This window comes from Micromonospora humidisoli, assembly GCF_016900955.1.
Lineage (GTDB): Bacteria > Actinomycetota > Actinomycetes > Mycobacteriales > Micromonosporaceae > Micromonospora > Micromonospora wenchangensis.
The window spans coordinates 1,163,471-1,178,466 of sequence record NZ_JAFEUO010000001.1 but is presented as its reverse complement, the minus strand read 5'-3'; the positions used below and the strand labels follow the sequence as shown (position 1 = coordinate 1,178,466).

General features: G+C 73.6%; 13 protein-coding genes. 4 read left to right on the top strand and 9 right to left on the bottom strand.

The genetic code is table 11. From position 1 onward, the window contains the following. Nucleotides 1-8: 8 nt before the first annotated feature. The 4 genes from JQN84_RS05205 to JQN84_RS05190 all read right to left on the bottom strand — a co-directional run bounded on the left by JQN84_RS05205 (nt 9) and on the right by JQN84_RS05190 (nt 4,842). The gene (locus JQN84_RS05205; RefSeq protein ID WP_204957350.1) at nt 9-1,622 is read right to left on the bottom strand and encodes a class I adenylate-forming enzyme family protein; all 1,614 of its coding nucleotides are present in this window, start codon (nt 1,620-1,622) and stop codon (nt 9-11) included. A gap of 188 nt (nt 1,623-1,810) precedes the next feature. After that, nucleotides 1,811-2,575 (bottom strand): ABC transporter permease, encoded by a 765-nt coding sequence (locus JQN84_RS05200; RefSeq protein ID WP_204957214.1) that lies wholly within the window; start codon nt 2,573-2,575, stop codon nt 1,811-1,813. A 25-nt stretch (nt 2,576-2,600) separates the two neighbouring features. Further along, on the bottom strand, nt 2,601-3,581 hold the full coding sequence (locus tag JQN84_RS05195) for an ATP-binding cassette domain-containing protein (RefSeq protein ID WP_204957213.1): 981 nt from the start codon (nt 3,579-3,581) through the stop codon (nt 2,601-2,603). Between the two features lie 79 nt (nt 3,582-3,660). Next, a complete protein-coding gene (locus tag JQN84_RS05190; protein ID WP_204957212.1) occupies nt 3,661-4,842 on the bottom strand; it encodes a glycosyltransferase in 1,182 nt (393 codons plus the stop codon). Nucleotides 4,843-5,010: 168 nt separating this feature from the next. On the opposite strand from JQN84_RS05190, the gene JQN84_RS05185 reads away from it, so the two are divergent. The 4 genes from JQN84_RS05185 to JQN84_RS05170 all read left to right on the top strand — a co-directional run bounded on the left by JQN84_RS05185 (nt 5,011) and on the right by JQN84_RS05170 (nt 8,854). Continuing rightward, nucleotides 5,011-5,955: a 3-oxoacyl-[acyl-carrier-protein] synthase III C-terminal domain-containing protein gene (locus JQN84_RS05185; RefSeq protein ID WP_204957211.1), complete on the top strand. Its 945-nt coding sequence runs from the start codon at nt 5,011-5,013 to the stop codon at nt 5,953-5,955. Nucleotides 5,956-6,016: 61 nt separating this feature from the next. Then, nucleotides 6,017-6,958 carry a 2-hydroxy-acid oxidase gene (locus tag JQN84_RS05180; RefSeq protein ID WP_239484663.1) on the top strand — a complete coding sequence of 314 codons (942 nt, stop codon included), beginning with the start codon at nt 6,017-6,019 and terminating at the stop codon, nt 6,956-6,958. Nucleotides 6,959-6,986: 28 nt separating this feature from the next. Continuing rightward, nucleotides 6,987-8,207, top strand: coding sequence for an AAA family ATPase (locus JQN84_RS05175; RefSeq protein ID WP_307821015.1), 1,221 nt, complete (start codon nt 6,987-6,989; stop codon nt 8,205-8,207). A gap of 26 nt (nt 8,208-8,233) precedes the next feature. Next, nucleotides 8,234-8,854: a hypothetical protein gene (locus JQN84_RS05170; protein ID WP_204957209.1), complete on the top strand. Its 621-nt coding sequence runs from the start codon at nt 8,234-8,236 to the stop codon at nt 8,852-8,854. A 37-nt stretch (nt 8,855-8,891) separates the two neighbouring features. Here JQN84_RS05170 and JQN84_RS05165 read toward each other — a convergent pair whose 3' ends face one another. From JQN84_RS05165 to JQN84_RS05145, 5 genes are read right to left on the bottom strand one after another with little or no spacing between them, the layout of a single operon-like run. Next, nucleotides 8,892-9,911, bottom strand: coding sequence for an aminotransferase class I/II-fold pyridoxal phosphate-dependent enzyme (locus JQN84_RS05165; RefSeq protein ID WP_239484661.1), 1,020 nt, complete (start codon nt 9,909-9,911; stop codon nt 8,892-8,894). Then, nucleotides 9,908-11,197, bottom strand: a complete 1,290-nt coding sequence (locus JQN84_RS05160; protein ID WP_204957208.1) for an FAD-dependent oxidoreductase — start codon at nt 11,195-11,197, stop codon at nt 9,908-9,910. Before JQN84_RS05160 ends, JQN84_RS05165 begins: the two co-directional genes overlap by 4 nt. After that, nucleotides 11,194-12,894, bottom strand: a complete 1,701-nt coding sequence (locus tag JQN84_RS05155) for a prenyltransferase/squalene oxidase repeat-containing protein (RefSeq protein ID WP_204957207.1) — start codon at nt 12,892-12,894, stop codon at nt 11,194-11,196. The genes JQN84_RS05160 and JQN84_RS05155 overlap by 4 nt, the downstream gene beginning before the upstream one ends. Continuing rightward, nucleotides 12,891-13,928 (bottom strand): UbiA family prenyltransferase, encoded by a 1,038-nt coding sequence (locus tag JQN84_RS05150; protein ID WP_204957206.1) that lies wholly within the window; start codon nt 13,926-13,928, stop codon nt 12,891-12,893. The genes JQN84_RS05155 and JQN84_RS05150 overlap by 4 nt, the downstream gene beginning before the upstream one ends. After that, on the bottom strand, nt 13,925-14,944 hold the full coding sequence (locus JQN84_RS05145) for a polyprenyl synthetase family protein (RefSeq protein ID WP_204957205.1): 1,020 nt from the start codon (nt 14,942-14,944) through the stop codon (nt 13,925-13,927). Before JQN84_RS05145 ends, JQN84_RS05150 begins: the two co-directional genes overlap by 4 nt. Between the last annotated feature and the right edge of the window lie 52 nt (nt 14,945-14,996).

Below are 14,996 nucleotides of genomic sequence, written 5' to 3'. Positions count from 1 at the left end.
TTCCCCGGTCAGCCGGTGGTGGTCGCCCCGGCGTCGGCCAGCAGCCGCTGGCGCATCAGGAACTTGCGGACCTTGCCCGTCGGCCCCATCACCACACCGTCGTCGGGCACCGTGACCACCCGCCGCAGCGTCGCGCCGACCACCGGGCCGAGCGCGGCGCGGACCCGGTCGGCACGGTCCAGCGCCGGATCGGCGTCGTCGGCGAGCAGCAGCAGCACCTCGGTGACGATGCGGTCGTCGTCCTCCCGCACCGCGATGACCGTGCAGTCGCGTACGTCGGGGCAGTGCTTGAGGATGCGCTCCTCGGACAGCGCCGTGTAGAGCCAGTTGCCGTCGCCCAGGTCGACCGCGTCGCTGGCCCGGTCGACGTGGTGGTAGTTGCCCTCCGGGTCGCGGTACATCAGGTCACCGGTCAGGTAGTAGCCGTTCAGCCGGGTGCGGAAGGTGTTGACCGAGTCGTTCCAGTAGCCGAGCGCCAGCGTCGGTGACTTGAGCCCGACGTGCCCCACCTGCCCCTCGGGGACCTCCTCGCCGGTGGTGACGTCGAGCAGGGCGATCTGCGCGAACGGGTACGGCTTGCCGACGCAGCGGTCGTAGTGGTCGCTGCCGAGGCGGTGGCTGATCCGGAACGCGCCGTGGCCCATCTCGGTGGAGCCGAGCATGTCGACGAACTTGGACCCCGGCACGTCGACCATGCCCTGCCGGGTGTACGCCGGGTGGCTGCCGACGGCGACCAGCCGCCGGATGTGCGACTCGTGGGCGCAGTCCCCGGTGTTGAACCAGTTGCGCACCGACCTCAGGTCGCGGGTGCTCAGGTCGTGCCGGGCCAGTTCGGACCAGGTCACCGCGAAGCCGAATACGCCTGTCGGCCGCCAGCGTTCGATGGCGTCCAGGATCGTCTCGGCGCTGCGCGCGAACGGGCCGCCCTGCGCCGACAGGTACAGCAGCTGGTAACCGTTGCAGAGCGCCTGGTTGACGGTGATGATGCCGGCGGTGTGCGCCGCCGGCAGGACGGACAGTTCGCGCACCTCGCCGTACGGGCGGGACTCGGTGAGCCGCACGGCCCGGATGGCGGCGAACAGCCCGTGGTGCGAGTGGACGATCGCGGCCGGCACCCGGGTGGTGCCCGACGAGTGGGTGATGGCGACCGGGTCCTCGGGGTGGTGACGGTAGTGCGGCGGGGCCTGGCCGGGGTCACCGGTGCCGGTCTCGGCGGCGTCGCCGAGGATCGGCACCCCGAGGTCGTGCTCGCGCAGCGCGGCGTGGTCGGCGTCGACGACGACCCCGACGCCGCGCAGCCGCCTGATGAACTCGGCCGCCAACTCGATAGGCATGTTGCCGTTCATCAGGGCGGGGATCGCGCCGAGCCGGTTGAGGGCGAAGAAGTTGAGGAACACGTCGGGCGCGGACGTCACATAGACCGCGACCGGGTCGCGCCGGCCGATGCCGCGCTGCCGGAACCAGTCGGCGCGGGCGGCGACCCGCTCGGTGAGGGTGGCCAGCGACAGCGGCGTCCAGGCGGGGATGCCGTCCACGTCGACGTCGAAGGTCACCCGGGGCAGGTCCGGGTCGGCACCGTGCTCGGCGAGCCGGAGCAGCACGTTGCCGGCCCCCAGCTCCATGTCGGCCGCGAGCGTCGCCCGGAAGTTGTCGGCACCCAACGCGTTGTCTCCTCACCTGGCACGCTCACGGTCGCCGCACCCCGGCGCAGCGGCCGATCGGGGACACGCTCAGGCTAGAGCGCCGATCACCTGCAGACAATGGCCAACATCAATCCTGGTCGCACCGGGCCGGTCGACGCCGGCCGGGTTCAGGAGACCTCGCGGTTGAACAGGTGCGACGACCAGACCAGGCTGACCGCGGCCAGCACGATCATGATGAGGGCGCCCTGCCAGACCACCGGTTCGGCGAGCTGCCCGTCGAACAACGCCCGCATGCCGTTGGTCGCCCAGGAGAACGGATTCCAGAACGCGACCCGCTGGATCCACAGTGGGGCCAGCACCAGCGGGATGAGCACCCCGGCGAGCAGGGAGATCGGCTGGCCGACGGTGTTCACCAGCACGCCGAGGCTGTTCTCGTTGCGCACCAGCAGCGCGATGTCGTACGAGATCGACGTGCTCAGCAGCACCATCACCGACAGCAGCGCGTACGAGATGAGCAGGTTGCCCAGGTGCACCCGCAACCCGAACGGCAACGCCACGATCGTGATGATCACCGCCTGCACCACGTTCAGGCAGACGTGCATCAGCGCCCGGCCCAGCAGCAGGCCGGTCCGGCTCACCGGGGTCACCCGGCACCTGTCGATGATGCCGGCGCGCAGCGCGCTGAGCAGCCCGTACCCGGCGAACAGGCCACCGAACAGGCCCATCGCCACGAACAGGCCGGGCACGTAGATGCGGTAGGCGTCGGCGTACGAGGAGGCGCCCCGGTCGACCATCACCACCTTGAGGAACGGGGCGAACAGGATGAGGTAGGTGACCGGCTGGGCCAGGCTGAACGCCACCATCACCGGGTTGCGCACCATCAGGCCGACCTCCTGTTGGAAGATCAGCCAGGTGTCGCGGACCAGTTTCACTGCGGCTCCTCTCGTACCGGCCGGGTCACTCCTCCAGGGAGCGGCCGGTCTTGGCCAGGAAGACGTCGTCGAGGCTGGGCCGGCGGGCCTCGATCGCCCCGGGCTCGATCCCCCGCCCGAGCAGGGTGCGCATGATCTGCGGAATCGCCGTCGCGGCACTGTCCACATAGAGCCGCAGGGTGCCGTCGACCGCCTCCGACGAGTGCACGTACGGCTGCTCGGTGAGCAGTTTCGTGGCGATCGGCAGGTCGGCGTCGACCGGGCCGTCCGTCACGTCGGCGCGGGTCAGGTCGATCGCGACCACATCGCCGGAGATCTCCCGCTTGAGATCCGACGGGGTTCCCTCGGCGACGATCCGACCACCGTCGATGATGGACAGCCGGTCGCACAGGGTGTCGGCCTCGTCGAGGTAGTGGGTGGTGAGGAAGACCGTCATGCCCTCCGCCCGCAGCCGCCGGACCTCCTGCCACATCCGTACCCGGCTCGGCGGGTCCAGCCCGGCGGTCGGCTCGTCGAGGAAGATGACCTGCGGCGAGTGGATCACCCCGAGCGCCACGTCGAGCCGCCGCCGCTGCCCCCCGGAGTACGTCCTGATCCGGCGGTCGGCGAAGTCGTCGAGCTGGAACGCCCCGATCGCCGCCTCGGCCCGGCGCTGCGCCTCGGCCTTGCCGAAGCCGTACAGCCGGGCCTGGAGCACCAGATCCCGGCGGGCGGTCGAGTCGTCGTAGGTGCCGCTGGCCTGGGCCACGAAGCCGATCTGCCGGCGCACCTGGGCCGGGGCGCGCAGCAGGTCGACACCCGCGATCGTCGCCCGGCCCCCGTCCGGGCGGATGAGGGTGGCCAGCATCCGCATGGTGGTGGACTTGCCCGCGCCGTTGGGGCCGAGGAACCCGACGATCTCGCCCCGCTGCACGGCGAAGTCGACCCCGCGCACGGCCTCGACGGTGGTGGCGTTACGGCCACGGCCGACCCGGTAGGACTTGCGCAGGCCGGTGGCCTCGATCATCGAGCCTCCTCGGACGGGGACGACGCCGGGCCACCGGGGTGTCGACGGTGGACGGCGACACCCGTGCGGGTGCGTCAGGTCAGGCTAGTGTGGCCGTACCCGCAGGACAATGGTCGATGGGCCGCGCGGCCAGGGCGGCGAGGTGCCGGGCTGCGGCGGCGGCGCCACCGGCTGCGGCGAACGACTCGCCCACCCGGCGGGCCTGCGCCCGGTAGCCCGGCTCGTCGAGCACGGCGGTGAGCGCGGCGGTGAGGTCCGCCGGGGTGGCCGAGGCGAACCCGACCTCGATGCCGGCGCCCGCCTCGGTCACCTGACGGGCCACCGTCGGATGGTCGTGCCGGATCGGCGCGACCACCACCGGCACACCGTGCGCCAACGCCTCGGTCACCGTACCCAGCCCACCGTGCGACACCAGCGCGTCGAGCCGGGGCATCAGCTCCAGCACCGGCACCCGGGGGGCGGCCAGCACGTGCACGGGTGGGTCGGGCAGCACGTCGGGCGAGGCGGTCACCACCACCTGCACCCGGTCGGCCAGCGCCGCCGTCGCCGCCATCATCCGCTGGTAGAAGTCCCGGGCCAGGTGCTCGGCCATCGTCCCGACGGTGACCAGCACGTGCCGGCGGGCCGGGTCCCAGGCGTCCCAGTCGAAGGCCGGCGCGTCGGGGCGGTGGCCCAGGGCCGGGCCGGTCAGCACGCACCGCGCCGGCAGTGGCGTCGCACCGGTCAGCGCCGTGCTGGTCAGCCCGAGCACCAGGTACGGCGAGAACCGCAGGTCGATCGCGTCGTCGACGGGCAGGTCGGTCATCGCCCAGACCCTGGCCAGTTGCGCGCGCACGTAGTCGGTGAACCCGGGCAGGTCCGGCGGGGTGAGTTCCAGCGCGCCCACGCAGAAGGTCGCCCACGGCACCCCGTGCCGGTGCGCGGCCAACGCGCCGGCCAGTGCGTACTGGTCGACGACGACGACGTCCGGCCGGTGCTCGGCGACCGCCCGGTCCACGGCGTCCCGGATGAACCGGTTGACCGGCAGCACGTGCCCCTCCCAGAGGCTGCGCACGGACGCCATGCCGGTCTCGCCGTCGAGGCGGAAGTACCGCTTGCCGGTCGGGTAGAGCGTCGCGTCGGGGCCGATCAGCGGACGCAGGTCGCTGCGGGGACCGCACCACGCCACCTCGTGCCCGGCGGCCTGGAGCGCCTGACCGATGGCGAGCGGGGCGTTGAGATGCGACGCCACCGGCAGGACGACGAACAGGAAGCGGGCCACGTCGATATTCTGGCACGCGTTGACAGCGACGGACGCCGCTGATGGGATTCTCGCCGTGGCGGTCCACGAGCAACGTTCCCGGGTGCAACCGTCCACTGTGCTGCGCACCGGTCCGGCGGGGCGCGGCCCGGTCGCCGGGCACCCCCGCTCGACCCGGGCACCGGCGGCATGACGGCGCTCGACGCGGTCGCGGTCCACCTGCCGCCGCACCGCGTCCCGATCGAGAGCCTGGCCGGCCCGCTGGAGCTGACCGAGATGCAGGTCCGGCTGTTCCGCCGGTTCCACGGCCTCGACCAGGTACGCCGCGATCCCGACCGGTCCCTGACCGACCTGCTGCGCGACGCCGCGACCGGGCTCACCGCCCTACGCGGGCAGGAACACCGCGTCCGGTTCGTCCTGTACGGGCGGGCGTTCCCCGTCGTGGTGCCGTACCCGGTCAACCCGCTGCACGACGTGTGCCGCGCGCTGGGGCTCGGCCACGCGGTCGCCTTCACCCTGACCCAGCAGTCCTGTGCCAGCGCGCTGCTCGCCGTCGAGATGGCCGGTCGGCTGCTGACCGCCGAGCCGGGGCCGCACCCGCCGGGCGAGGGACCGCTTGCGCTGGTGCTCACCGCCGAGAAGGCGTTCACCCGGGACGCCCAGTTCATCCCGGAGACCTCGGTGTTCAGCGAGGGGGCGTCGGCGTGCCTGGTCAGCCTCGACGGCCCCCGGGACCGACTGCTCGGCTACGCCTGCCGGCAGCGGGGCGAGTTCGACGTCGCCGGGGGCGCGTCCGGCGCGCAGTTCCAGCGCGAGTACCGGCCGGCGCTGGCCGAGGTGATCGGACGGGCACTGGCGGTCGCCGGGGTGGACCTCGACGACATCCGGCTGATCCTGCCCCACAACGTCAACGTGGTGACCTGGCAGCGGCTCAGCCGGCTGCTCGGGTTCCCGCGCGACCGGGTGCTGCTGGACAACGTCCGGGAGACCGGCCACGTCTTCTGCGCGGACGCGTTCACCAACTACCTGACCGCCCGCGACCGCGGCCTGCTGCGCCCCGGTGACCGTTACCTGGTCGCGGCGGTCGGCGCCGGCGAGGGCGCGACCTTCGCCGCGATGGTCTTCGCGCACTGACCCCGCGCCCCCGCCCACTGCCGGGCGTCGAGGAACCGGACACCGAGGAAGGAGCACCGTGATGGCGGTCCCGTCGACCGACCTGCACCTGATCCGGGCCGCCCGGCGGGTCTTCACCGGGCCGGCCACGCTGCTGGCCGACCCGGACCAGCGGGCCCGGTCCGCCCGCTACCTGGCCGACCTCGCCCGACCGTACGGGCTGGAACTGCCGGACCGCCCGGGGCAGGACGCGCCGGGCCGGTCCCACGCGGAGATGGCCGAGGCGCTGATCGGGGCGCTCGTGCCGGCAGAGGAACCGGTTGACCTGCTCGTGCTGGCGTTCGCCCGGCACGACGTGCTGCCCGGCCGGGCCACCGCCACCTACCTGAGCCACCTCTGCCCGGGGACGCCGCTCTCCTTCGCCGTCTGCGACCAGGGCCCGGCGGCGGTCGTCAGCGGTCTCCGGCTCGCCCACGCGTATGCCTCGTCCGGCGGCGGCACGACGGCCCTGGTGATCGCCGTCGACCAGGCTGTGCTGCCGTACCGCACGCCGACGCCCGCCCCGGCCCGGCAGCAGGCGGTCGGCATGCTCTGCCGCACCGCCCCGGGGGCCGGGGCGGTGCCGGAGCACACCGGCGACGTGGCGCACGCCCCGGCCCGGATGACGGTGCTCCGCCAGCATGCCGACGTGGCGGCCGGCGACGTCGCCGCGCTGGCCGGGTCCGAACTGGCCGCGCTGTCGGCGGGCCGGCCCGACGCCCGGCTGGTGCTCGGTGCCGACCTCGCGGCGGCCTGGCCGACGCACCCGACCGACGGGGTGACCGTCGCCCCGCCGGGGCAGCCGGTCACCGGACCGTGGTGGACCCTGCTCGACGTCCTCGCCGCCGACCCGGACCGGTCCCGGCCGGTGCTGACCGCCGACTACGACCCCGACCTGCGCTACCTCTGCCTGACCGGCTGGCAGACCACCCCCACCCGCCCGGTTGGCGACGCGGCCATCACCCGGGCCGCGCCGACCGCCTAGACGGAGATCCACCGGGTACGCTGCGGGCGTGGCTGTCCGGCGTCCCCCCTACCTACTCCGGCTGAAGGTGACCAACTTCCGGAGCCTCCGCGACGTCGAGGTGCGTCTGGGGGCGCTGAACGTGCTCGTCGGCCTCAACGGCGCGGGCAAGTCGAACTTCCTCGATGTCATCGCGTTCCTGGGCGACGCCACCCGGGCCGACCTGGCACCGGCGCTCGACCGCCGCGCGGGATTCGATCGGGTGGCCTTCCGGGACGCTCGGGGGGCGCGGCAGACGATCAGCATCGAGGTAGAGGCCGCAGTCACCAGAAACAGTTCCTTGAAGGCGACCGACACTTACACGCTGGAGTTCTCATCCGACAAGCTCAAGTCGGGTCGCAGCGAGAGGGAGCGGTACTACCTACGGCGAGCCGAGAGCTTCGCGTTCAAGCGGACAGCCGGTCCGGGCCGGCGCATCACGGTCGAGGGTGGCCTGATCACCTTCCACAAGCCGGAGGGCGGTGAGGACACCGCCAGCCTGCGGGAAGGTTCGCTCGGCCTGTCCACCCTGCCCAAGCTCAGCCCCGAGGACGGCGGCGAGCAGGTCGAGGCCCTGGCTGACATGTTCGCCAGCTTCCGCGTCTTCGATGTCGACGTCGCCGCCGCGCGGCAACCATCACAGGAACGTGCGAGTGAGCGTCTACACGATGACGCGAGCAACCTCGCCGCCTTCCTCGCCTTCCTCGCCGACCGGCACCCCGATCGGTTCGACGCGCTGCAACGCGACGCCCGTGCGTTCATTCCCGGTCTCGAACGTCTTCAGTTCACCGCCATCGGCGGTGCCGGTGAAGGAACGGTCCTCACCCTGGTGGAGCAAGGCCTGTCCGGGGCGACCACGCTGCAGGAGGCCTCCTACGGGTCCATCCGCGCCCTCGCGCTGCTCTCGCTGCTCTATGACCCGTCGCCGCCACGACTGACCTGCATTGAAGAGATAGACCACGGGTTGCACCCGCACATCCTCGACCGCCTGGTAGAGCTGTTGCGTGAGGCGTCCGGACGCACGCAGTTCCTGATCGCCACCCACTCCCCCCCGCTGGTCAACCGGCTGACGCCGGACGAACTCATCGTGTGTGAGCGGGGCGCGGACGCCGCGTCGAAGATCCCCGCGATCGCTCCCGAAGCTGTCAAGGCCATGGAGCAGGAACTACACGGCGAGCTCGGGCTGGGTGAGCTGTGGTTCTCCGGCGCTCTCGGGGGCTGCCCAGAATGACCGCGAGACGAGGTGATAACCGCTCGGTGGTGGTGATCCTCGGTGAAGACGACAACGACCGCAGGACGATTCAGATCCTGGTGGCCGCGTTGCGCCCGGACATCCCCCGCGGAGCCCTCAGGCCGCTCCGCAAGCCGATGTCGCTGGTACGCAACGTGCCCCCGCAGCGGCTGCCGAGCCAGTCGACGAAGGCCGCGGCTCTGCTGCGGGCCGTCGACGTGCGGACGCCGATCCGCGCGGTCCTCATGCACGAGGATGCCGACGAGGTGGAGCCGGCACACCAGAAGCTGATCGCGAAGATCGAGGACAGCCACCGGTCGCTGCGCTGGCCGGTGGTCGCGATCGTGCCCGCGTGGGAGATCGAGACCTGGTGGTTCCTGTTCCCCGACGCGGTCCAGGCCGTCCGTCCCACGTGGCGTCGACCGGACCAGTTCGCCGGACGGGACGTCGGCAGGATCCGCAACGCGAAGGAAGAGCTCAAGAAGGCGGTCACACCGCCGGGCGCACGACCGTCGTTCCAGACCTACACGGAGGCCGACAGCATCGCCATCGCCGAGAGAATCGTGGCACTCGGCCAGCTGACGCCTCCCTGGTTCGCCCGCAGCGCCAGTTGGGAGACGTTTCTCGACAAGGTCAAGCAGCTGTAGAAAGCGTCTTCCCGAAGCCCACGCTCCGACCTCGCGGTCACGTGGGCCAGGTGCTCTGGACAAAGGCGCACAGCCGGGCGTTCGCCTCGTCGGTGCCGACGGTGATCCGGACCCCCGCACCGGGCAGGGCCATCACCAGGATGCCGGCGTCGCGGGCCTGCTCGGCGAACGGCACCGCCCGCTCCCCCAACGGCAGCCAGACGAAGTTCGCCTCGCTGGGGGCCACGGTGAGGCCGATCGCGCGCAGCCCGTCGATCAGCCGGGCCCGGGACGCCGCCAGGTCGGCGCAGCGTCGGGTCAGTTCGGGGGTGACCGCCTCGTCGAGGCTCGCCACCGCCGCCGCCTGGGCCAGGCTGTTCGGGAAGAACACCGCGCCCACCATGCCGGCCAGCGGCGTCACCCGGGGTGGCACCACCGCGTAGCCGACCCGCAGCGCGGCCAGCCCGTACGCCTTGGAGAAGGTCCGCAGGACGCAGACGTTGTCGTGGGCGCGGAACAGGTCCATCCCGTCGGGTACCTGCGGGTCGGTGACGAACTCCCGGTACGCCTCGTCGATGATCACCGGTACGTCGGCCGGGATCCGGGCCAGGAACGCCTCGATCTCGTCGCGGTGCAGCACCGCCCCGGTCGGGTTGTTGGGATTGCACAGCAGCACGCACCGGGTCTGGTCGGTCACGGCGGCGGCCATCGCCGGCAGGTCGTGGCGGTAGCCGTCCATCGGCACCGGTACGCCCCGGGCCCCGACGTTGCCGATGATCAGCGGGTAGCCCTCGAAGGACAGCGCCGGGTGCACCACCTCCGGGCGCGGCCCGAGCGCCTGGACGAGGTGCTGGCACAGCCCGGCCGAACCGGGCCCGACGAGGATCGACTCCGGTCCCACGCCCAGCCGCGCGGCAAGCGCCCCCCGCAGCGCGGCGGCGGTGCGGTCCGGGTACCGCTGGAGGGCGGCGGCACCGTCCTCGACGATCCGCCTGATGCTCGGCAGCGGCGGGTACGGCGTCTCGTTCATCGACAGGTCGGCCGGCGGCTGGGTGCCGACGGTGGTCGCAGTGGTCATCGTCGCTCACTTCGTTGCGGGGCCGGCGGGACGGGTTGGTGGGCGTGCCGGTCGACGAGCAGCCCGAGCTGGTACATCCGGTCGACCGGGGACAGCGGCCTGACGGTCGTGCCGGACAGGTTGCCGGCGGTGAGCGCGAGCAGCCGGGGGTTGGCCGCGGTGCGCCGCATCATCCGCCCCCCGAGCAGCCGGGGCAGCCCGGAGACGCTGGTGAGCATGCGGGCCGCGCTGTGGCTGACCGTGGCGACGTGGTCGAGGTGGGGCCGGCGCGCGGCGTCGTAGTCCCGCAGTGCCCGGTCCACCCCGGCGTCGTCGGGGCGGCCCCCGTCGGCGGTGAGGGTGGCCGCCAGGGTCTCGGCGTCGGTGAGTGAGCTGTTGACACCCTGCGCGGCCATCGGGTGCACCGCGTGGGCGGCCTCGCCGAGGAGGGCGAGCCCCGGCACGGTCAGCCGGGCCGCCCGCAGCCGGTAGACCGCGAGGAGTTGCCGCCGGTCCAGGTGGGCCCGCAGCGCCGTCCCCAGCGGCCGGATCGCGGGCACCTCGGCGAGCAGCCGGTCGCACCAGTCGGCCAGGTCGGCGGTGCTGCGGCCGCGGAACTCGTCCGGGGTCACCTGCACGTAGACCCGGCACCGCCCGCCGGGCAGCGGGTAGACCAGGCACAGCCCGCGCCCGGTGCGGTAGGCCGACACCTCGTCGGCCACCTGGACCCCGGGCACGTCGAAGGCGACCAGGCCGTGCGGGTACTCCCGCCGCTCGACGTCGATGCCGACGGCCTTGCGCAGCGGTGAGGACATCCCGTCGGCGGCGACCACCAGCGCCGCCCGGATCTCCCGCTCGCCGTCACCGTCGGCGACCCGGACCCCGGTGACCCGGCCGTCGGCGGCGCGCAGCGGGCCGGTGACCCGCTGCCCCCACCGGATCTCGACGCTGGCGGGCAGCCCGTCGGCGAGCACGGCACGCAGGTCGCCGTAGTCGGCGCAGAGGATCTGCCGGTACCGGCCGGGCAGGGTGCCGTAGTCGAGGGCGAGCAGCGGGCCGCCCTGCGGGTCGCGGATGGCCAGTTGGTCGACCGGGCACGCGCCGGTGGCCCGCAGGGCGTCGAGCACGCCCCAGCCGTCCAGGATGCGTACCGTCTCGGGTTGCAGGATCTCGCCCTTGGCGATCGACGCGGGGGTGCGTTGCCGGTCGAGCACCAGCACCCGCAGGCCGCGCGCGCCGAGCGCGCGGGCGGCGGCCAGGCCGCCGGCCCCGGCGCCGACCACGACGGCGTCGACGTCGGCGTTCATCGGGCGACCGCGCCGGGTGCGACGTCCGCCCGCCCGGCGACGGTACGCCGGTACTCACCGAGTGCCCGCAGCGCGACCGCCTGGGTGATCACCGCGTTGGGGTAGCGCAGGTGGTGGCGGATGTAGTTGCAGACCCGGGTGGCCGGCCAGCCGCCGTCGGGCCCGGCGGCGGCGAGCAGCCAGGAGACCCCCCGGTCGACAGCGTCGGCGTGCCCGGGGTCGCCGGTGGCCAGCAACCCCTGAACCGCCCAGCCGGTCTCCTCGACCGACCCGGCGGTGCCGTCGCCCGGCCCCCACGACCCGTCGGGCAGTTGGGTGTCGCGCAGCCAGCGCACCGCCCGCCGGACCACGTCGTGCCGGGCGTGCCCGACCCGGGACAGCGCCGCCACCACCACCGCCGTGCCGGAGGTGTGGTCGCGGTACCACAGGTTCTCGTAGCTGCCGTCGGGGCGCGCGGCGGTCAGCAGCCAGGCCGCCCCGGCGGCGATCGCCGGGTGGTCGTCGGGGTGCCCCGCGTCGTGCAGGGCGTGCACCGCCTGGCTGGTGATGGCGGGGCAGGGGCCGTCGTTGGCGAGCTTGGTGTCGCGCACCCACAGGCTCCACGAGCCCCGGCTGTCCTGCCGGCCGACGAGCCAGTCCAGGCCGCCACGCAGCACCGGGTCGGTGCCGGCGTCGGGGTAGCCGGCGAGCGCCGACAGGATCTCGGCGGACTCCAGCGTCACCGGCCAACCGCCCACGTTGGAGTAGCTCCACCCGCCCGGCGGCACGTCCAGCACCGTGAACGCGGTCGGCTTCCGGGTGGCGTGGAAGAACTCGCGGGTGGGGCGCAGCCGGGGGTCGGCGGCGTACCCGGCGGCGATCAGCCCGGTCACCGCGTACCCGGAGCGGGTCAGGTCGAGGTTGGTCACCGCGTCCCAGGCACCGTCGGGGCGTACCGCGCGGCGCAGCCAGCCCACCACGGCGGTGGCGATGTCCGGGGCTTCGCCGGAGCGGGCCAGGCCGAGCAGCACCAGGGCGGCCGGCCACGGGTCCTCGCTCAACGCGCCGGTGCGGCCCTCGTGGTCGTAGATCGCGCGCAGCAGCCGCAGCGCCGCCGGTCGGGCCCGCCGCAGGGTGGCCCGACGCAGCCGGCCGGTGGGCAGCAGGTCGGCCTGCATCAGGGCCAACCCGATGAACGGCGCGGTACGGAACGACAGGCGCTGGCGGCGGACCCGGTCGAACAGGACGATCTCCAGCGGCAGCCGGCGCAGCGGGCCCGCCTCGGCGGTCATCCCGGCCATGGTGAGCAGTTGCCGGCAGAGCAGTGAGATGGCCGGGTCGGTGACCGTGTCGACGCCGCCCATCGCGGCCAGCCGGGCGCGGCCGGCGGTGATCACCTCGGCGCTGGCGTCCGGTGCGGTCAGGGCCAGCGCGGCGACCGCGACGGCGGTGGCGACGACCTCGCTGTCGGCCCCCACCACGCCGCCCCAGCCGCCGTCGTCGTGCTGCTGCCGGCGCAGCCATGAGGTGCCGGCGTCGACGAGGTCGGCGCTGCCCACCGGGTCGGCGGCGTGCAGGGCGGCGACGGTGCCCGCGGTGCCCAGCACCGAGGCCGGTGGGTCGTCGCCGAAGACCCCGTCGGGGCGCTGCCGGCGCAGCAGCGCCTCCGCGCCGCGGGTGATGGCCCGGTCGAGGGCCTCGGTGGGCACAGCGGTCATGACACGTCCTCCATGGCGGCTCGACGGGGGGTGGCCAGCGCCAGCGCGGGTCGTCCGGTGCCGAGTTCGTGCCCGGCGCGCATCGTCCGCTGCGCCCACCAGGTCAGGGCGACCATCGGCACCGCCAGCAGCAGTTGCACGCCGATCCCGAGCCCCAGCCCGACCAGGGCCGAGGCCAGCACCACCCGCTCGACCACCAGGACGGCGTGCGCCCGCAACGCCACCAGCACGGGCATGTCGGCGCGGTGCGCGACGAGCGGGGCCAGGGCGGCGACCCCCAGCGCCACGACGACGGCGAGCGTCGCCAGGTAGCCGGCCCGCCGGCCCGGCCCGGCCAGCAGCCCGGCGGCCAGCGCGGCGACGACGGTGCCGGCGTAGAGGGCCAGCACGGTACGGACCGCGAACGGGGTGCCCCGGCGAACCGGCAGGGTGCGGTAGCCGCCGGCCCGGTCACCGTCGATGTCGCGCAGCGCGCCGACCAGGTTGGACATCGTGTCGTGCGACCAGAACGCGACAATCGAGGCGAGCAGCACCGGCAGCGCCGACGGCTGCTGCGGGGACAGCCCGACGGTCAGCGTGCCGTAGAGCAGCGCGATCGCGCCGAGCGCTCCCCGGACCAGGTTGCCGGCGATGCCGCGCGCCTTGCACCAGCGGCTGTAGGCGACGATGCCGAACGCGCCGAGCACCGCCGCCGAGGTGGTGCCCCAGCCGCCGAGCACCGCCAGCAGCGCGAGGACGGCGAAGCAGGCGCAGCCGCACCACAGCGCCGTACGGGCGGCCAGCCGACCGGACGGGATCGGCCGGTGCGGCTTGCTGCCGGCGTCGAGTTCCCGGTCGAAGTAGTCGCCCAGGTAGTGGCCGCCGAGCCAGCCGGCGGTCGGGGCGGCCCAGGCCGACAGCAGCAGCCACGGGTGGTGCGGCCCGTCGGCCAGGGCCGCGCCGGCGAGGCCGACCAGCCCGACGTACCACAGGGTGTACGGCCGCCAGGTCTCGACGTGTGCCCGCAACGCCCGTACCGAACCGGTCGCGCTCACGCCGTCTCGCTCGTCATCCAGTGGGCGATACCGGCGAGCACGGTGGCGCTGGGGGACGGGGTGAGCCCGGCCAGCTCGGCCAGTGCCCGCTCGGCGTGCTCCGCCATCTGCCGGCGGGCGCTGCGCACCGCGTCGACCTCGGCGAGCAGGTCGGCGACCCACTCGACGTCCCCCGGGCCGGCTCCGCGCCGGTGCAGCACCGCCATCAGTTCCACCCGGGCGGCGTCGGTGGCGGCGTCGTAGGCGAGCAGCAGCGGCAGGGTGGGTCGGCCGTTGTTGAGGTCGCTGGTGGCCGGCTTTCCTGTCTGTTCCGGGGTGGCCACGTAGGACAGCAGGTCGTCGCGGATCTGGAAGGCGATGCCGAGGTGTTCGCCGTAGCGGGCCAGTGCGGCGGCGACCTGCGGTTCGGCACCGCCGAGCAGCGCGCCGACGTGACACACGGCGCGGAACAGCGCGCCGGTCTTGAGCCGGATCATCTCGGGGTAGCAGCGGGCGCCCTCGTCGAGGTCGCCGACGAGCTGCGTTTCGAGCAGCTGCCCCCGGCACAGGTCCCGACCGGCCTCGGCCAGGGCCGCCACGGCGGCGGCGACGTGCCCGGCCGGCACGGTCACCCCGGATTCCACAATGGACTGAAAAGCCGTGAAGATGAGGTGGTCACCCACCACGATGGCGTTGGGGATGCCGAAGGCGACGGGCACCGCGGGCCGGCCCCGGCGCAGTGTGTCGGCGTCGATGATGTCGTCGTGCACGAGCGTCGCGACGTGCAGGTACTCCATCCCCAGCGCGGCCGGCAGGACGTCGGCAGGTGAACCGCCCACCGCCTCCGCCGCGTGCAGCGTCATCAGCGGACGGAGCAGCTTGCCCGCCGGCAGCAGGGCGTAGCGGGCGATGCCGACCAACTGGTCGGTCGACTCCGGCCACCGGCGTTCGAGTTCCGCGTGCAGCAGTCGTCCCGATTCGCTGCGGGCAAGGTCGTCGATAAAGGGCGGATAGCGCGTGAAACCAGTAACCGTCATAGCGTGTCGACCCTTTCGCAAAGGCTCGGCCCAGCCGGCACGCGAGACGTTA